A 17,201-nucleotide genomic window follows, 5' to 3' on the forward strand; every position below is an offset into this window, starting at 1 on the left:
ACCATGCTGCTCGAATCCGGCTTCTCCCATATCGCGCAGGCCCTGCTGTGGCCCGTGCTGATCCTCGTCGCCCTGGGCTTCGTCTACGCGCTGTGGACGGCGGGTGCCACCTTGATGGAGGCCGTGCAGCGCCGCCGCCCCGGCTTCCGCCTGCTGACCGTTGGCGACGACAGCAACCTGGAGGCGCTCGAGCTGCAGATCGTGCGCCGCCTGGAGGCCCCGCGCCTGCTGGGCCGCGTCGCTCCGCTGCTGGGTCTGATCGCCACGATGGTCCCGCTGGGGCCGGCGCTGCAGAGCGTCGCCGCCGGCCAGGGCCAGCAGGCGCTGGCGGTGTTCAGCTCCGCGTTCTCGGGCGTCGTGCTCGCACTGGCGGCCGCGGCCATCGCGCTGGTCGTGTACTCGATCCGCCGCCGCTGGCTGCTGGCCGAGCTGCTGGCCGTCAAGGCCGAGAAGGGCTGGGCATGAGCGCCGGCCGCCGGCTGTCCATCCTCGCCGAGGAGGACGACGATCCGATGCTGTCCGCCGTCAACCTGGTGGATGTGTTCCTGGTGCTGGTGGTGGCGCTGCTCACCGCGGTCGCGTTGCAGCAGCAGTCGCAGCCTGACGAGACCATCATCCGCAACCCTGGCCAGCCGGGCATGGAGATCGTCGTGCGCAAGGACGGCCAGGAGATCAAGTACCGCGGCAATGGCGGCAGCGCCGAGGGCCAGGGCGAGCGCGCCGGCGTCGCCTACAAGATGAAGGACGGCTCCATCATCTACGTGCCCGAAGGCGGCTCCGCCGCCGACGCCAAGGACGCGCCGCAGCGATGAAGCCCGCGATCCTGTTCGCGCGCGGCGTCGCGGCGGCCGCGCTGTGCGTGCCGCTGCTCGCCGGCGCCGCGTCACGGCTGCTGTTCCTCAGCGTCGACATCACGCCCGCGGCCAAGCACGCGCTGGTCGAGCGAGAAGGCCGTGCCGCCGGCTTCGACGTGCGCCAGATCGAGTACCCGCTGCGCGGCGCGCCCGTGGACAAGGATCCGGCGCTCGAGCGTGCGCTGAAGGACGCGGACCTCGTCTGGATCGACGCGCCGCATGCGACGGCGGAGGCGCGCCTGCATCAGATCGCCGATGCCGCGCTGCAGCGCGCCGCCCTGCCCGCTTCGCGCGTGCTGTGGATTCCGGCCGGCGAGCCCGCCTCGACCGAGCGCAGCCTGCGCGGTTATCTGCAAGCCGGCGGCCCCGCCAACACGCGCGCCGCGTTCACGCTGGCGCGCGCGATGCTCGATGGCAAGCCGGTTCCGGACCTCGGTCCGCCGCAGCTGGTGCCGCAGCGCGGCGTCCACTTCCCCGGCGCGCCGCGCCTCTTCGCCGATGCCGCCGAGTTCCGCGCCTGGGCCGCCTCGCAGGGCCTGAAGGGCGAGCCGGTCGCGATCCTGCTGCACCGCTATCACTTCGTGCAGGGCAACACCGCGTGGCTGGATCGCTGGCTCGCGATGTTCCGCCAGCAAGGGCTGCTCGCCTACGCGGCCTTCAGCGGCCAGTTCAGCGACAAGCCGCTGTCCGAGCTGCTCGAGCGCGACGGCCAGATCCAGGCCCGCGTGATCGTCAACCACAGCCTGCTGCCGCAGGGCGCGAGCCTGCAACCCACCTTCGAGCGCTGGGGCGTGCCCGTGCTGCAGACGCAGCCCTATCGCCAGGACGCCGCGGCCGCATGGGAAGCCAGCGAGACCGGGCTCGCGCAGTCCGACATCCCGTTCTACTTCGCTCAGCCGGAAGCGGCGGGGCTGATCGATCCGGTCGTCGTCGTCGCGCATCCGAAGCAGGGCGAGCCCGAGCTCATCGACCGCCAGGCCGCGAGCGTCGCCGGCAAGGCCGCGCGCTGGGTCGCGCTGCAGACCAAGGCGAACGCGGACAAACGCCTGGTCGCCTTCGTCTACAACTATCCGCCTGGCGGCAGCAACTTCGGCGCGTCCTTCCTCAACGTGCCGCGTAGTCTGGAGCGCGTCAGTCACGGCCTGCAGGATGCCGGCTACGCCGTCACGCCCCAGGCCGAGGCCGACTGGATCTCCGGCCTGAAGCCGCTGCTCTCGGCCTACTACCCGGGCACCGATCCGCTCGCGCTGCTGGAGGCGGGCCAGGCCGAGGCGCTGCCGCTGGCCCGCTACACCGCGTGGTTCGACGCGCTGCCCAAGGCGGTGCGCGAGCCCATCGCCGCGCGCTGGGGCGCGCCGTCGGCCAGCCGCTACGTCGTGCGCTTCCATGGCGAGCCGGTCTTCGTCATCCCGCGCCTGAAGCTCGGCGCGCTGACGGTGCTGCCGCAGCCGCCGCGCGAGGAGACGCTGCGCAGCGGCCAGGACCCGTTCATGCATCGCAGCAGGACGCCGCTGTCGCATCACTACCTGGCGACCTATCTGTGGGCGCGGCAGGCCGACGCGGTGATCCACTTCGGCACGCACGGCACGCAGGAATGGGCGCCCGGCAAGATCCGCGGCCCCGATGTGCTCGATCCGGTCTGGCTGCCGCTGGGCGACGTGCCGGTGATCTATCCCTACATCGTCGACAACCTCGGCGAGGCGCTCACCGCCAAGCGGCGCGGCCGCGCGCTGATGGTGAGCCACCGCACGCCCAGCTTCGCGCCGGCCGGCTTCAACGCGAAGATGGCCCACATGCATGAGTTGATGCACGAGTGGGAGACCGTCGATCCGGGTCCCACGCGGCAGGGGCTGGAGCGGCAGATGATCCAGCAGTTCGTCGAGCACAACCTGCATCGCGACCTGGGCTGGACCGCCGAGCAGATCGCCGCCAACTTCAGCGGCTATCTCGAGCTGCTGCATCCCTACCTGGACCGGCTGGCGCAGAGCTCGCAGCCCAAGGGGCTGGCGGTCTTCGGCGTGGTGCCCGACGAGGCCCAGCGCCGCGGCTCGATCCTGCAGCTGCTGCGCGTGCCCTTGATCGAGGCGCTCGGCGAGGACATCGACGAGGCCTTCCTCATCGACCACGAGGGCGTCGCCAAGGCGCGGCCCGCGCGTTGGCTCGACCTCGCGCTGAAGGATCCGGAGGCCGCCAGCCATCTGGACCTGCGGCCCTCCACGCCGGCGTCCGGCAATGAAGCCTTCGTTCCCAATCGCGCGGCGCGCAAGCCGATCGATCAGGCCGCGCTGTACCAGCTCGCGCTGCGAGCGCAGGAGATGTCGGCGCGGCTCTCGACCGAGGGCGAAATGCCCGGCCTGCTGCGCGCGCTCGACGGGCGCTTCATTCCGGCGGCCTATGGCGGCGACCTGCTGCGCAATCCGGACAGTCTGCCGACGGGCCGCAACCTCACCGGCCTCGATCCCAACCGGCTGCCGACGAAGCAGGCCTTCGAGGCGGCGCAGGCGCTGTTCAAGCGCTGGTACGAGGAACAGCGCCGCGCCGGCACCGCGCCCAAGCGGCTGGCGCTGTCGCTGTGGGCCGGCGAGACGCTGCGGCATCAGGGCGTGATGGAGGCCCAGGCGCTGGTGGCGCTGGGCGCCGTGCCGGTCTGGGACGCGACCGGCCGCCCCGCGTCGATCAAGCTGCTGAGCCCGGCCGAGCTCGGCCGGCCGCGCGTGGACGTGCTGCTCTCGATCACCGGCTCCTACCGCGACCAGTTCCCCGCGCTGATGAAGCTGCTGGACCAGGCCGTCGCCGCGGCCGGCGAGGCCGAGCCCGACAACGCCATCGCCAGCAACAACCGACAGATCGCGGCCGAACTGCGCAAGGCCGGTCTCAAGCCCGCGCAGGCGCAGGCCCTCGCGCAGGCGCGCGTGTTCGGGAATCCGGCCGGCGACTACGGCACCGGCATCGCCGACGCGGTGCAGGACAACGGCCTCAAGAGCCAGGACGGGCAGACCGATCCGCGGCTCGGCCAGCTGTTCCTGTCGACGATGAGCCAGCCCTACGTCGATGGCGAGCCGCTGAGCGTGCCGCCGGCGCAGGCGCGCGAGGCGCTCGGCGCGCACCTGCGCCACACCGACGCGGCGCTGATGTCGCGCAGCAGCCATCTCTACGCGATGGTCAGCAGCGACGATCCGTTCCAGTACCTCGGCGGGCTGGCGGCAGCGGCGAAGGTGGCGGGCAACACCAGCGGCGTCGCGCTGCACGTGAGCCAGCTGCAAGATGCCGCGGAGCAGCACACCGAGACCGCCGCGCAGGCGATCGCCCTCGAGATGCAGAGCCGCTACCTGCATCCCGGCTGGCTGCAGGCGCAGAAGGCCGAAGGATGGGCCGGCGCGCTGCAGGTGCTCAAGGCGGTGCAGTACAGCTTCGGCTGGCAGCACATCGCGCCGGGCACGGTTCGCGCGGACCACTGGCAGAGCTTCTTCGACGTGCTGGTCAAGGACAGGCACCGGCTGGGCGTACCCGAGTGGCTCAAGCAGAACCCGCAGGCCTATGCGCAGGCGCTGGAACGGCTGGTGCAGGCCGATCGCATGGGCTATTGGAAGCCGGACGCGCAGACGCGGCAGGAACTCGCGTCGCTGTACCGCGATCTGACGCAGGCCGCGCCGCTCAGCAATGAACTGGCCGCGGTGCGGCGCTGGACGGCGGATCAGCTGCCGCAGCTCGTGCCCGCGGTGCGGCCGGCCGCGCCGGCGGCGGCCGCGCGTCCTGCGGCGAAGGCCCCCGCGCGCGCCACGCCCGCCGCGCCGCCGGTGCCGGCCGTGCGCGGCCTGGCGCTGCAGCGCGTGCCCGATGCGCCCAAGCCGTCGCCGCGCATGAACACGCAGCGCTCGCTCGAACAGGCGCTCGCGTGGGTCGCGATGGCGCTGCTGATGTGCGGCGGCGCGATGTGGCAATCGCGGCGTGCGCCGGGCACCCGGAACGGGGGCGGCGGCCACGGCATTCACAACGACAACAACGACCTGCGCCTCGCTCAGGGCCTCGCATGAACTCGAACAGCAACCCCGCCCTCGCGATCACCGCCCTCGCCGGCGCGATGGCCTGCCTCGCCGGCGCGGCGCAGGCCCAGGACGCGGCGGAGCCGCGCACGCTGGACACCGTCCGCGTCAGCAGCCGCGCCCAGCTCGGAGAGGCCGGCAGCGCCTCCGAGGGCGAGGTCGGCGTCGAGCGCCTCGCGCTGCGGCCACTGCTGCGCCCGGCCGAACTGCTCGAAGCGATGCCCGGCATGACCGTCACGCAGCACAGCGGCGACGGCAAGGCCAACCAGTATTTCCTGCGCGGCTACAACCTCGACCACGGCAGCGACTTCGCGACCTTCGTGCTGGGCATGCCGGTCAACATGGCCAGCCACGCGCATGGCCAGGGCTACATGGATCTGAACTTCCTGATCCCGGAGCTGGTGGAGAGCCTGCGCTATCGCAAGGGCGCGTTCGCGGCCGAGGACGGCGACTTCGCGACCACGGGCGCCTCGCGCATCGGGTACATGAGCGAGATCGATCGCCCCTTCGCGCAGGTGACCGCCGGTCCTTACGGCTACCAGCGCGCGCTGGCGGCGGGCAGCGCGGCGGCGGGTGGCGGCTGGACGCTGCTCGGCGCGGTGGAAGGCAGCCGCTACGACGGCCCCTGGGACCAGCCCGAGGACCTGCATCGCCGCAACGCGGTGCTGCGGCTGACGCGCGGCGACGAGCGCAACGGCGCGCACGTCGACCTGCTGAGCTACAGCGCCGGCTGGCGCGCCAGCGAGCATGTGCCGCAGCGCGCCATCGACAGCGGCGAGATCGGCCGCTATGGCACGCTGTCGCCCAACGATGGCGGGCGAACGCATCGCCATAGCCTGAGCGGCGGCTTCGCCTACAACCAGGGCACGGGGCAATGGACTGCCGATGCCTGGCTGATCGATTACGGGCTCAACCTGTTCTCGGCGCCGTCGGGCTTCATCAACGGCCCGGACGGCGACCAGCATGAACAGGCGGATCACCGCAAGCTGTGGGGCGGCTCGCTGAAGCATCAACTGCCTGCAGCGTGGCTGCCGGCCGGCCAGCAGCTCAGTTGGGGCCTGCAGTGGCGCCATGACCGCATCGGCACGCTGGGCCTCTACGACACGGTGGACCGCGTGCGCACCCGCACGGTCCGCGAGGACCGCGTCAGCCAGGACAGCGCGGGCGTCTTCGTCGAACTCGGCAGCCGATGGACCGACTGGCTGCGCAGCACCGTCGGCGGGCGATGGGACACGATGCGCGCGACGATCACGCCCACCGGCGGCGAATTCAACATGGGCAACGGCGGCAAGGCACGCCAGTCGCAGTTCAGCCCGAAGCTGGGGTTGATCGCGCGGGTCGCGGCGGATACCGAGGTCTATCTGCACTGGGCCCGGGCCTTCCGATCCAACGACGCGCGCGGCGCGACGACCACGGTCAGTCCGGCCGACGGCTCGGCGACGGATCCGCTGCCGCTGCTGGCGCGCACCACGACCTCGGAGCTGGGGCTGCGCACCAAGCCGGCGGCGAACTGGACGACCAGCCTGGCGCTCTGGCAGGCCAACCTGGCGTCGGAGCTGGTGTTCGTCGGCGATGAAGGCGTGACCGAGGCGCGCGGGGCGTCGCGGCGCGTCGGGCTGGAGTGGTCCAACGACGTGCAGGCGGGCAGGGACTGGCTCATCGACGCGGACGTCGCGTGGTCGCGCGCGCGATTCACCGAGGCGACGGAGAACGCGTTCGGCAGCGGCCGCAGCGTGCCCAACGCAGTGCCGCTGTCGGCGTCGTTGTCGGCCAACTGGGCGCCGGCCGGGCGCTGGACCAGCGGCGTCAAGCTGCGCTATCTGGGCGCCTATGCGCTGGAGGAGACCGGGACGCAGAAGTCGCGCGCCGTGTTCACCGCCAACTGGCGACTGGGGTATCAGGTCAGCGATCGCTGGCAGGTGGGGCTGGATGTGCTGAACGTCTTCGACACCAAGGCCAATGACATCGAGTATTGGGGCGCCGCCTGCACGCGGGCCGAAGGCGCCGGATGCAATGGCGGCGCGGGCATCGAGGGGCGGCTGGTCCATCCGATGGAGCCGCGCACCTTCCGGCTCAGTCTGCGCGCTCGGATCTGATCCCGCTCGAGTCCACCACCAAGTCACCCTTCGACAGGTCTCTACTTACGGAACACCGATATGGAAATCGAACAACCGCCCGTTGACCGCGAGCGCGTCATCCCCAGCGGCGAGCGCCGCGGGCTCGTCCTCGTGCACACCGGCAACGGCAAGGGCAAGAGCACCGCCGCCTTCGGTCTGGCGCTGCGGGCGCATGGCCGCGGCAAGAAGGTCCACATCTACCAGTTCATGAAAGTCCCCAGCGCGCGCTTCGGCGAGCATCGGCTGTTCGAGCAGATCGGCCTGCCCATCGAGGGCCTGGGCGACGGCTTCTCGTGGAAGAGCAAGGACCTGGACCATTCGGCGCAGCTCGCGCGCGATGGCTGGGAGCGCGCGAGGGCGACCATCCTGGGCGGCGAGCACTTCCTCGTCGTGCTCGACGAGATCATGTATCCGCTGCGCTACGGCTGGCTGCCGCTGGATCCGGTGCTGGAAACGCTGCGCACGCGGCCATCCCACGTGCACGTGTGCCTCACCGGCCGCGGCGCGCCGCAGGAGCTGATCGACCTGGCGGACACCGTCACCGAGATGACCATGGTCAAGCATCACTTCAAGGCCGGCGTGCCCGCGCAGCGCGGCATCGAGGATTGACCGCTAAGCTGCGCGCCTGATTCCGGCCGCGCCGCTGTCCGCGCCGCCTGCCTCTCCGCCTGCCCCACCGCCCGACGCCCTCATGACTTCGATGCCCTGGCTGTTCGCCCTCGCCATCCCGGTGGCGCTGCTGCTCGACCGATGCTTTGGCGAGCCGCCCGCGCGCGTGCATCCGGTCGTGTGGATGGGGCGCTTCCTGGCGCTCTTCGGCGAGCGGCTATGCGCGCTGTCAGCGCGGGCCGCCCTGCTGGGCGGCGCGATCGCGTGGACGCTGGGCGCGGCGATCGCCGCCGTGATCGCCTGGGCGGTCGAGTCCGCCGTGATCCGCGGCGTCGAGCCCTGGCTCGGCGCGTGGCCGCTGGCGGCGGCGGCCTTGCTGCTCGGGCTGGCGCTCAAGCCGATGCTGGCGTGGCGCATGCTGCGCGATGAGGTCGGCGCGGTGGAGACCGCGCTCGCGCGCTCGCTCGACGAGGGGCGCGCGCAGCTGTCGCGCCTGGTCAGCCGCGACACGCGGCCGCTCTCGCCGGCCCAGGTCCGCGAGACCGCCATCGAGACGCTCGCCGAGAACCTCAACGATTCGGTCATCGCGCCGCTGTTCTGGTTCATGGTGGCCGGGCTGCCCGGCGCGGCGGTCTACCGCTTCGCCAACACCGCCGACGCGATGTGGGGCTATCGCGGCCGCTGGGAGTGGGCCGGCAAATGGGCGGCGCGCGCGGACGACGTGCTCTCCTGGATTCCCGCGCGGCTGACGGGCCTGGCGCTGGTCGCGGCGCGGCCGGCGCTGATCGCGCCGCTGCAGCGCGAAGCGGCGCGAACGCCGTCGCCCAACGGCGGCTGGCCGATGGGCGCGATGGCGTTGCGGCTCGGACGCTCGCTCAGCAAACCCGGCGTGTATCGCCTGAATCCCTCCGGCAGCGAGGTCGTCAGAGACGACCTCCACCGCGCCCAGCGACTCGCGAGCTCGGCGATGCGCACGCTGGCGCTGCTGATGGTGCTCGGCACGGCGGCATTGCGCGGCGGCTTCGCCTCGGCGCTGGCGGGCGGCTTGAGCTTCGGAGGCGCGCGATGAGCCGCTTCATGCACCTCACGCACGGCGGCACCGACGCGGGCCCGCCGGTGCGCCACGATTTCTCGACCAACGCCCATCCCCTCGGCCCGCCGCCCGCCGCGCTCGACGCGGTGCTGCGCGCCGACCGGCTGCGCTATCCCGACCCGGCCTACGCGGCGCTGCGCGCGCGCCTGGGCGCCTGGCATGGCGTCGAGCACGACCGCGTGCTGCCGGCGTCCGGCGGCTCGGAGGCGATCCGCCGGCTCACCCTGGCCGCCATGCTCTCCGGCGTGACGCGCGTGTGCGTGCCGCGGCCCGGCTTCGGCGACTACGCCGCGGCGGCGCACGCGCTCGGGCTGCAGGTGTCGGGCTACGAGGACGCGTTCCAGCTCGCCGACGCGCTGACGCTGCCGTCGCTGGTCTGGGTCTGCGATCCCAACAACCCGACCGGCGAGAGCTTCGGCGCCGCCGAGTGGACGGCGGTGGCGGTGGCGCTCGGGCAGAGCGGCTCGCAACTGGCCGTCGACCAGGCCTATGGCGCGCTGCGCCTGGGCGGCGGCTGCGCGCTGCCGCAGGCCATCGCCGATGGCGCCTGGCGCCTGGTCTGCCCCAACAAGGCGCTCGGGCTGACCGGCGTGCGCGGCGCCTACCTGATCGGACCGCGCGACGGGCTCTGGATCGATCGCGTCGCGGAGCTCGCCCCGAGCTGGGTGCTGTCGGCCGAGGGCCAGGCCTTGCTCGAGGCCTGGACCACGCGGTCGGTGCGCGATGAACTCGAGGCGTCGTTGCCGCTGCTGCGCGACTGGCGCGCCGCGCAATGGGCGCGGATGGCGGCGATGGGCTTCGACCAGATCGACGGCGGCGCGGCCAACTTCTGGCTCGCCGCGCTGCCCGCGCCGTGGGAGGCGGAGCCCGATGCGCTGCTGCGCGGGTTGCGCGCGCTCGGCATCAAGCTGCGCGACGCCGCGTCCTTCGGCCTTCCGGGCCTGGTGCGCGTGTCGGTGCAGGCGCCGGAGGCGGTCGACGCGCTGGAAGCGGCGATGCGCAGCTTCAGCGGCCGGACGCCGATGCCGCTGGTGCCGCCAGCGCCGTCGCGGCATGGTGCGTTCGACACCACGCATCCTCAAGGAGACACCCGATGAGCAGCGCCCCCCGCGGCCGGGCCGTGATGGTGCTGGGCACGACCAGCGGCGCCGGCAAGAGCTTCCTGACGACGGCGCTGTGCCGCTGGTATGCGCGCCAGGGGCTGCGCGTCGCGCCGTTCAAGGCGCAGAACATGAGCAACAACGCGCGCGTCGTGCCGGGCCTGGGCGGCCGCCAGGGCGAGATCGGCTCGGCGCAGTACTTCCAGGCCTTGGCGGCTCGCGCACGGCCGGAGGTGCGCATGAATCCGGTGCTGCTCAAGCCGGAGAAGGACACCGCCTCGCAGGTGGTGGTGCTGGGCGAGGTCGACGAGGCGCTGAGCCGCGCGCCCTGGCGCGCGCGCAGCGAGGCGCTCTGGGGCCGGGCGCGCGGCGCGCTGCATGAGCTCTTGTCCGAGAACGATGTCGTGGTCATCGAGGGCGCGGGCTCGCCGGCCGAGATCAACCTGCACAGCAGCGACTACGTGAACATGCGCACCGCCCGCGAAGCGGGCGCCGCCTGCCTGCTGGTCACCGACATCGATCGCGGCGGCGCCTTCGCGCATCTGTTCGGCACGCACCAGCTGCTGCCGGCGGACGAGCGCGCGCTGATCCGCGGCTTCGTGCTGAACCGCTTCCGCGGCGATGCGGCGCTGCTGTCGCCCGGGCCGGAGATGCTGGCGCAGATGACCGGCGTGCCGACGATCGCGACGCTGCCGATGTGGCGCGGCCATGGACTGCCCGAGGAGGACGGCGTCTTCGACGATCGCGCGACCGGCGGCCTCGGCGGCATCGGTCCGGGTGCGGGTGCGGGTGCGGGCGGCATCGTGCGCGTGGCCGTGGTGGCCTATCCGAGGCTGTCCAACCTCGATGAATTCCAGCCGCTGCGCAATCTGCCCGGCGTGCGGCTGAGCTGGGCGCGCGAGCCGGCCGAGCTCGACGGCGCCGACTGGATCGTGCTGCCCGGCTCCAAGGCGGTGGCCGCCGATCTGGCCTGGCTGCGCGCGCAGCGGCTGGACACGGTGATCGCGGCGCATGCGGCCGCCGGCCGGCCGGTGCTGGGCATCTGCGGCGGGCTGCAGATGCTGGGCGAGGCGCTGGTCGATCCGCATGGCCTGGACGGCAATGCGCCGGGCCTGGGGCTGCTGCCGCTGGTCACGCTGTTCGAGCGCGAGAAGCTGCTGCGCGAGACCGAAGGCCGCTTCGCGCCCGCGCTCGACGCGCCGTGGACGGCGCTGAACGGCCTGCCGGCGCGCGGCTACGAGATCCACCATGGCCGCACGGCGCAGCATCCCGGACTGCCTGCCGCGCGGCCGGTGCTGTTCGATGGCCTGGGCGAGCCGCTGGGTTGGCAGCACGGACCGGTGCTCGGCCACTACCTGCACGGGCTGTTCGAGGACGAGCGGGTGCTGTCCGCGCTGTTCGCGCGCCCGGTGCGCCCGCTCGACCAGGTCTTCGATGAGCTGGCCGACTACATCGATCGCCATTTCGCGCCTGGCGCGCTGATGGGGCTGCTGTCGCCAGTCGCGGCTGCCCAGACTCCCTCCTCCTGAAGTCCACGACGTCCACCATGACCACCCAAGACCTGATCCCCGAGATCCCCTCGCTGCACGACGACGCGCTCGCGGCGGCGCTGCGGCATCGCATCGATCGCAAGACCAAGCCGCTGGGCGCGCTGGGCCGGCTCGAGGGCCTGATGCTGCGCCTGGGGATGATCCTGGGCACGGAGCAGCCGCGGCTCACCGAGCCGCAGATGATGGTGTTCGCGGCCGATCACGGACTGGCCGCGCACGGCGTGTCGGCGTATCCGCCGGACGTGACCTGGCAGATGGTCGAGAACTTCCTGGCTGGCGGCGCGGCGGTGTCGGTGCTGGCGCGCCAGCACGGCCTGACGCTGAGCGTCGTGGACGCGGGTGTGCGGCACGTCTTCGAGCCACGGCCGGGGCTGCTGATCGCCAAGATCGCGATGGGCAGCCGCGACATGCTGGAGGGCCCGGCGATGACGATGGACGAATGCGCGACGGCGGTGGCGGCGGGCAAGACGCTGCTGCAGAAGCGGCCGGGCAATGCGCTGCTGCTGGGCGAGATGGGCATCGGCAACACCTCGTCGGCGGCGCTGCTGCTGGCGCGGCTGGGCGGCCTTGCGCTGAAGGACTGCGTGGGGCGCGGCACCGGGCTGGACGACGCGCAGCTGCGGCACAAGCTGGAGGTGCTGACGCGCGCGCTGGAGCGGCATCCGCGCGCGACCGATCCGCTGACGGCGCTGGCCGCGCTGGGCGGGCTGGAGATCGCGATGATGGTGGGCGCGGTGCTGCAGGCGGCGCTCGAGCGCCGGGTGATCGTGGTGGACGGGTTCATCACGGGCGCGGCGGTGCTGGTGGCGTCGCGGCTTCAGCCGGCGGTGCTGGAACGCTGCGTCTTCGCGCACCGCTCCAACGAGCAGGGCCACCGGCTGATGCTGGACAGGCTGCACGCCGAGCCGCTGCTGGACCTGGGGCTGCGGCTGGGCGAGGGCTCGGGCGCGGCGCTGGCCTGGCCGCTGCTGGAATCGGCCTGCCGCGTGCTCGGCGAGATGGCGAGCTTCGATGCGGCAGGGGTCAGCGACAGGGCTTGATCGGGCGGGCCGTCACGCAGGCTGCGGGACGATCTCCTCGATCGAGACGCCCGAGGCACGTGCCTGCGGCGCGCCTGCCGCCTGAGCGGCGGCCTGCTCGATGACCTGATGGAGATGGGCGCCGGCGAGCTGCTCGTACGCCGCCTGGTGCTCTTCGCTCAGGCCACCCACATAGGCGCCGATCCGGGCCACCTGCGCCTGCAGCTCCTCGGGCGTGCGAGGGGTCATCGTGGCCAGCGTCTGCCCATCCGGCCCCTTGAACAGGTTGGCCACCTGGCTGCCGAGAGAGGCGATCTGCCCGCCGCCCCAGTTCATCGCCAGCTCCGCGCCGCGCGCGACGGGGCCGGGCATCGTCATCGCCATGGCGGTCATGACCAGGCTCGCGTAGTAGGGCGCTGAGGCGCTGGACTCGATCAAGCCCTTGGGCGTGAACTGCTTGGACAGCTTGTCGGCGGTGAGCGCGATGGCCATCACCATGCTGGTCGCGGCCATGCCCTTGAAGCGCTCCATCGCGTCCTGGCGCGTGGTCTGCCGGTTCCAGGCGCTCTGCGCCATGACCGCGGTGACGACCACGCTGTCGGCCGCGAGGTCCACCGTGCCGATCGGGTCGGGCTGGATCAGGTAGACGGTGGTGCCGGTCACGCCGGCGGCGAAGAGCGTGAGCGCGAGCTTGGACGCGAAGTCGGGGTGGGCCTGCGGCTCGCGCGGAATCGAGGCCGCGGTGGGCTCCTGCGCCGCGCCGAGATGGAAGGCCTGGTCCAGGCGCTTCGTGCATTGCGCGATCGAGGCCAGCAGATGCGTGCACTGCGAGTTGAGCGTGCGCGTCAGCTCGTGGCCGGACTCCGGATCGGTGAAATCGCGGCGCGCCTGCTGCAGCGCCTTGCGTCCGTCCTCCAGCCCTTGCCAGAGCTGGGACAGCTCGGCGTGGACGGCCTCGCCGACCTGACCGGGCGTGAACTGGCGGCGCAGCGAGCCGGCCTGGCCGGAGAAGCCCGCCTTGTCCATGCCGGCCGCCACCGCGTTCGCGCCGAGCGCGACGGCCTTGGCCGCGCCATTCCTGATGCTGCCCCAGACGAAGGGGGCGATCAGGATGGTGCCGGCGGCGGCGGCGAAGCCGGCGTGCGCCACCTTGCTGTGGTCGACCGCCTCGGCGTGGTGACGGACCGACTCGGAGCCGTAGCGCTTGGACATCTCGACGGACAGGAAGATCGCGTTGAGCAGGGCCGGATAGAAGTGGACCTCGTCGGACTGGCGGCCGAGTTCGCCGCCCCCCAGCGGGAACGGCAGTCCGTCGGCGGTGGGACGCAGCGTGGTGCCCGCCACGCCGACGACCGCCTTGGCCGCGGCGGCCACGGTGTAGGCGAAGGTCTTGGCCTGATTGGCCAGCAAGGGGCTGGGCACGATCACGGGCCACAGATTGACCAGGTTCAGCAGCGCCTTGGCGGCGCGGCCCGACGCGGAGGTGCCATGCTCCAGCGGATCGATGGCGCGCTCGATGGCCTCGATGTCCTTCATCAGGGTCTTCTTGAAACGCGGCTCGATGCCGGGCTCGCCCTGGACCATGCCGCGCAGGGCGGTCAGTTGCTCGCGGCAGCGGGCGAAGGTGAAGGCCTGGTCGGGTCCCGGCTCGGCGCTGCGCAGCACCGCCAGGAAGGACCGGTCGTCGGCATGCGGCTGCAGCATGGTCCGGAGGTCGCTGAGGGACCACAGGGCCTTCGCGGCGGAGACGACGGCGTCCTGGGTGCTCGACAGGCCTTGAAGGGCCGCGGTGCCCGCGGTGCCCAAGGCGCCGGCCACACCGCCCACGAGTCCGGTCAGCCGGGAGCCCGGCGCGCCGGCCTGCGCAGAGGCCTGGCCATCGACCGCGGGCGATTGCGGCGCCGCGGAGCGCGGCGGCAACGCCACCGTGTCGTCGCGGGGCGGCGTCCCGGTGGTGTCGGCGGAGCGGCGGCTGGAGATCGGCGATTCCTGTGCGGCGGAAGGCGCCGAGGTGGACGCCAGCGCGGCGGGCGAGGTGTGCGCGGGGACCGGCAGCTCGACGTGGCGCGAGGGCGAGGAGGAGGCGGAAGAGATGGGAGACGGCATCAGGGGTGTCCTCATGCAGCCGGAAGGCGCGGCACGCCGTGGCGGCGCCGCCTTCCGGCCGTCCTGGGTTGAACGGAGAAGTGGCGCTGTGTTGCCCGTACTGCAATGGGCGCCAACTCGTGCGAGAGGCCATGATGGCGAGCGGCCGGGCGAACACCGCGCCGAGGCGCGAAGCGCGGCGAGGCTCGGCGAAGAAGGCTTGCGAATCCGGGACAGCGCGGATGAGCCGGACGGGCCGGGCAGCGCCTCCCAGAAGATCCGGGGCGGCATTGCTGACCTACCGCTCAGCCTGTGGTGAGCGGCCCTTTGGAGCATCGGCCTATAGCGGATCGATGGAATCCCGTCCCGTGACCCGCTGGTTTCGCATCCTTGTCCTGACGATCCTCGTTCCCGCCTATGGCATGGCTGCCGCCGAGGTCACGATGTTCGCCGGAGGCGTCGCCCATGCGCAGCACCTGCTGATCGACGGCCACCCCGCCGATTCCGCGATCAATCCATGACTTTTGGTCGCGAAGGGTAGCTCGCGGAATCCGCAGAATGGAATTGAATCATCAACCAAAGCCGCGTAGGTGCCTACGCGGCTGCTCAGCTGAGGAGTGACTTCCATGGCAAGGCCATCGTTCAACAGCGCCTGGGCAGCCTTCATGGCCGTTCGTCTACCGGTGCTCGAAGTGGGCAGGAAGATCGGCGGCAATGTTCAGAAGAACATCGAATTGCCCGAAGGTGGTTTCCGGAATGCGTGCCCCATCCGGATGAGTTATGTGCTCAACAAGACCGGCTTCCCCATTCAAAAGAGCCGCCTGTACGCCATGGTGAGCGGGGGCGACGGGAATCAATACCTTTATCGAGTCGCGGACATGATGGCCTATATGGAGCGCACGTTCGGGCGCGCTGACAAGATGGTCCGTTCCCCAAAGGAATCGGACTTCAAGGGCCGGAAGGGAATCATCGTCGTGAAGGGGAGCGGTTGGGCTGATGCCCGGGGTCACGTTACCCTTTGGGACGGCACCAAATGCTCGGATGTCTGCCATCTGATGCACGACCCCGACAACGGCCCCTTCATCCCGGAGACGGCCTCAATCTGGACTCTGCGATGAAAGCTCTTCTGCTTGCCGCCATGCTCTGCGGCTCCGGCGCGATGGCCCAACAGGCTCGAACCAATTCGGACCAGGCGAAAGGCCCAGTGGCAACCTATTCACAAAAGACGCTGCTGAAGAACTGGACCATGAGCGTCTGCCTCGCCAAAGTGGCGAAGACACAGGACGCCAAGGAAGACGCAAATGCAGCCGCAAGCGCCTACATGGAATTTGGAAAGTTGCCGATCGAGGCTTATGAACCGCTACGAGAACTGGCGGACCGCTTCGCGAAGCGGACCTATGGCGGATCCATCCAGTCCGACTTCAACACGATGAAGTGCATCGACTTGATGCACAGCAGTGAACTGGACACGCTCGCGACCCGTCTGGCGAAATCAGCGAAGTAGCCTGCGCACCGCGCAGTGAGCGGGCGGCGGCACCCCAAACGCAAAGCGGGCCCGCAGGCCCGCTTTCACTTTTCCGTCGCGATTTCCGCGAGGCATCCGATCAGATCGAGTACCCCAGCAGCATCGCCACGCCCGGCTCCTTGTTCGGACGCTTGAAGCCGTCGCGCGTCAGGCGGTTCATCGGAATCGCCAGCGTCGCCGTCTGGAACCACTTCGCGTAGAGCTGCTCGATCTCGCCGCTCGAGTACACATGGCTCAGCGCCCGGTCCACCGCCGACGCCAGCCGCGCATCCCCCTTGCGCATCATGATCCCGTAGGGCTCCACCGAGAACGCCAGCTGGCCCAGACCCAGTTGGTCCAGCGCCTTCTCCTTCGACGCCAGTCCCAGCAGCAGCGCATCGTCCTGCGCGAACGCCCGCGCCTTGCCCTCGCGCAGCGCCTTGAAGGCTTCGTTGTTGTTGGCGTACTGCACCAGCTTCATCTTGGCTTCGCCCGAGTTGTTCAGCTGGTTGAACAGCTTCTCCGACGTCGTGCCCTTGCTCAGCGCGATCGTCATGCCGTCCATGTCCTTCACCGTCTCCACCTTCGAGCCGTTCGGGATCAACACCCGCATGCCCGCCACGAAGATCGTGTAGCTGAAGTCCACCTGCTCCTGCCGCGCCTTGGTGTTGGTCGTGGAGCCGCACTCCAGGTCGATCTCACCCTTCTGCAGCTTCGGAATGCGGTCCGCGCCCGTCACCACCACGTAGTTCACCTTGACGTCGGGCAGCTTCAAGTCCCGCTTGATCTCGTCCACCGCCGCCAGGCACAGGTCCACCGAGTAACCCTGCCCCTGCTTCTGCTCGTTGACGAAGGAGAACGGCCTCGCAGCCTCCCGCACCCCCAGCGTGATCGTGTGCGTGTCCTTGATCCGCGCCATCGTGTCGATGGTTGGTCCGGCGGCCAGCGCCGGTTGCGACGCGAGCGCCGCGAAGGACAAAAGGGCGGACAGCGCAACGGCGCCGCTCGGGCGCCGGATTTCGGTGGGCATGGTGTGAATTTGCGTCAGTGGATACCCTGAATTCTAGGGAGGCAGGCATGCCAACTTGGTAACGAAAGGCTCTCCAGCCTCGCACCGAGCGTGCGATAGTCACGCCGCCTCCGTTTCCGCGTCCCCCATCCGGACGCCCGCTTCATGGTGAACCCCGCCGCCGGGCACGCGCCCTCCCCCGTTCCGCCGTCCGGGGA

Annotated in this window: 14 protein-coding genes; 12 read left to right on the top strand and 2 right to left on the bottom strand. The window is 71.0% G+C overall.

Going from position 1 to position 17,201, the window contains the following annotated elements; all coding sequences use genetic code 11:
- Positions 1–3: 3 nt before the first annotated feature.
- The 9 genes from ABDW61_RS09895 to cobT all read left to right on the top strand — a co-directional run bounded on the left by ABDW61_RS09895 (position 4) and on the right by cobT (position 12,406).
- Entirely contained in the window at positions 4–465 is a 462-nt protein-coding gene (locus ABDW61_RS09895; RefSeq protein WP_343638289.1) for a hypothetical protein, read from the top strand.
- Positions 462–812, top strand: a complete 351-nt coding sequence (locus ABDW61_RS09900; protein ID WP_343638290.1) for a DUF2149 domain-containing protein — start codon at positions 462–464, stop codon at positions 810–812. The genes ABDW61_RS09895 and ABDW61_RS09900 overlap by 4 nt, the downstream gene beginning before the upstream one ends.
- On the top strand, positions 809–4,888 hold the full coding sequence (cobN, locus tag ABDW61_RS09905; protein ID WP_343638291.1) for a cobaltochelatase subunit CobN: 4,080 nt from the start codon (positions 809–811) through the stop codon (positions 4,886–4,888). Before ABDW61_RS09900 ends, cobN begins: the two co-directional genes overlap by 4 nt.
- A complete protein-coding gene (locus tag ABDW61_RS09910) occupies positions 4,885–6,993 on the top strand; it encodes a TonB-dependent receptor (protein ID WP_343638292.1) in 2,109 nt (702 codons plus the stop codon). Before cobN ends, ABDW61_RS09910 begins: the two co-directional genes overlap by 4 nt.
- A 60-nt stretch (positions 6,994–7,053) precedes the next feature.
- Positions 7,054–7,623 carry a cob(I)yrinic acid a,c-diamide adenosyltransferase gene (cobO, locus tag ABDW61_RS09915; protein ID WP_343638293.1) on the top strand — a complete coding sequence of 190 codons (570 nt, stop codon included), beginning with the start codon at positions 7,054–7,056 and terminating at the stop codon, positions 7,621–7,623.
- Positions 7,624–7,714: 91 nt separating this feature from the next.
- On the top strand, positions 7,715–8,692 hold the full coding sequence (gene cbiB, locus ABDW61_RS09920; protein ID WP_343638545.1) for an adenosylcobinamide-phosphate synthase CbiB: 978 nt from the start codon (positions 7,715–7,717) through the stop codon (positions 8,690–8,692).
- A complete protein-coding gene (locus ABDW61_RS09925; protein ID WP_343638294.1) occupies positions 8,689–9,813 on the top strand; it encodes an aminotransferase class I/II-fold pyridoxal phosphate-dependent enzyme in 1,125 nt (374 codons plus the stop codon). The genes cbiB and ABDW61_RS09925 overlap by 4 nt, the downstream gene beginning before the upstream one ends.
- The gene (locus ABDW61_RS09930) at positions 9,810–11,345 is read left to right on the top strand and encodes a cobyric acid synthase (protein ID WP_343638295.1); all 1,536 of its coding nucleotides are present in this window, start codon (positions 9,810–9,812) and stop codon (positions 11,343–11,345) included. Before ABDW61_RS09925 ends, ABDW61_RS09930 begins: the two co-directional genes overlap by 4 nt.
- 17 nt (positions 11,346–11,362) lie before the next feature.
- The gene (gene cobT / locus ABDW61_RS09935) at positions 11,363–12,406 is read left to right on the top strand and encodes a nicotinate-nucleotide--dimethylbenzimidazole phosphoribosyltransferase (RefSeq protein ID WP_343638296.1); all 1,044 of its coding nucleotides are present in this window, start codon (positions 11,363–11,365) and stop codon (positions 12,404–12,406) included.
- Between the two features lie 12 nt (positions 12,407–12,418).
- On the opposite strand, the gene xopX is transcribed toward cobT, so the two are convergent.
- Positions 12,419–14,491, bottom strand: coding sequence for a XopX family type III secretion system effector (xopX, locus tag ABDW61_RS09940; RefSeq protein WP_343638297.1), 2,073 nt, complete (start codon positions 14,489–14,491; stop codon positions 12,419–12,421).
- 269 nt (positions 14,492–14,760) lie between these two features.
- Between xopX and ABDW61_RS09945 the strand changes: the two genes are divergently transcribed.
- The 3 genes from ABDW61_RS09945 to ABDW61_RS09955 all read left to right on the top strand — a co-directional run bounded on the left by ABDW61_RS09945 (position 14,761) and on the right by ABDW61_RS09955 (position 15,974).
- On the top strand, positions 14,761–14,991 hold the full coding sequence (locus ABDW61_RS09945) for a hypothetical protein (RefSeq protein ID WP_343638298.1): 231 nt from the start codon (positions 14,761–14,763) through the stop codon (positions 14,989–14,991).
- Positions 14,992–15,096: 105 nt separating this feature from the next.
- Positions 15,097–15,588 (top strand): type VI secretion system amidase effector protein Tae4, encoded by a 492-nt coding sequence (locus ABDW61_RS09950; protein WP_343638299.1) that lies wholly within the window; start codon positions 15,097–15,099, stop codon positions 15,586–15,588.
- Entirely contained in the window at positions 15,585–15,974 is a 390-nt protein-coding gene (locus ABDW61_RS09955; protein WP_343638300.1) for a T6SS amidase immunity protein Tai4 family protein, read from the top strand. The genes ABDW61_RS09950 and ABDW61_RS09955 overlap by 4 nt, the downstream gene beginning before the upstream one ends.
- Before the next feature lie 100 nt (positions 15,975–16,074).
- Here the strand turns inward: ABDW61_RS09955 and ABDW61_RS09960 are convergent, their stop codons facing one another.
- Entirely contained in the window at positions 16,075–17,004 is a 930-nt protein-coding gene (locus ABDW61_RS09960; protein ID WP_343638301.1) for an amino acid ABC transporter substrate-binding protein, read from the bottom strand.
- Positions 17,005–17,201: the final 197 nt, after the last annotated feature.

The organism is Roseateles sp. (assembly GCF_039595595.1).
Taxonomy (GTDB): Bacteria; Pseudomonadota; Gammaproteobacteria; order Burkholderiales; family Burkholderiaceae_C; genus Roseateles.

What these genes read in the sequence shown, in the direction of transcription:
- ABDW61_RS09895 (WP_343638289.1), top strand. Translation starts at nt 4, where the DNA reads ATGCTGCTCGAATCCGGCTTCTCCCATATCGCGCAGGCCCTGCTGTGG.
- ABDW61_RS09900 (WP_343638290.1), top strand. Translation starts at nt 462, where the DNA reads ATGAGCGCCGGCCGCCGGCTGTCCATCCTCGCCGAGGAGGACGACGAT.
- cobN (WP_343638291.1), top strand. Translation starts at nt 809, where the DNA reads ATGAAGCCCGCGATCCTGTTCGCGCGCGGCGTCGCGGCGGCCGCGCTG.
- ABDW61_RS09910 (WP_343638292.1), top strand. Translation starts at nt 4,885, where the DNA reads ATGAACTCGAACAGCAACCCCGCCCTCGCGATCACCGCCCTCGCCGGC.
- cobO (WP_343638293.1), top strand. Translation starts at nt 7,054, where the DNA reads ATGGAAATCGAACAACCGCCCGTTGACCGCGAGCGCGTCATCCCCAGC.
- cbiB (WP_343638545.1), top strand. Translation starts at nt 7,715, where the DNA reads ATGCCCTGGCTGTTCGCCCTCGCCATCCCGGTGGCGCTGCTGCTCGAC.
- ABDW61_RS09925 (WP_343638294.1), top strand. Translation starts at nt 8,689, where the DNA reads ATGAGCCGCTTCATGCACCTCACGCACGGCGGCACCGACGCGGGCCCG.
- ABDW61_RS09930 (WP_343638295.1), top strand. Translation starts at nt 9,810, where the DNA reads ATGAGCAGCGCCCCCCGCGGCCGGGCCGTGATGGTGCTGGGCACGACC.
- cobT (WP_343638296.1), top strand. Translation starts at nt 11,363, where the DNA reads ATGACCACCCAAGACCTGATCCCCGAGATCCCCTCGCTGCACGACGAC.
- xopX (WP_343638297.1), bottom strand. Translation starts at nt 14,491, where the DNA reads ATGCCGTCTCCCATCTCTTCCGCCTCCTCCTCGCCCTCGCGCCACGTC.
- ABDW61_RS09950 (WP_343638299.1), top strand. Translation starts at nt 15,097, where the DNA reads ATGGCAAGGCCATCGTTCAACAGCGCCTGGGCAGCCTTCATGGCCGTT.
- ABDW61_RS09955 (WP_343638300.1), top strand. Translation starts at nt 15,585, where the DNA reads ATGAAAGCTCTTCTGCTTGCCGCCATGCTCTGCGGCTCCGGCGCGATG.
- ABDW61_RS09960 (WP_343638301.1), bottom strand. Translation starts at nt 17,004, where the DNA reads ATGCCCACCGAAATCCGGCGCCCGAGCGGCGCCGTTGCGCTGTCCGCC.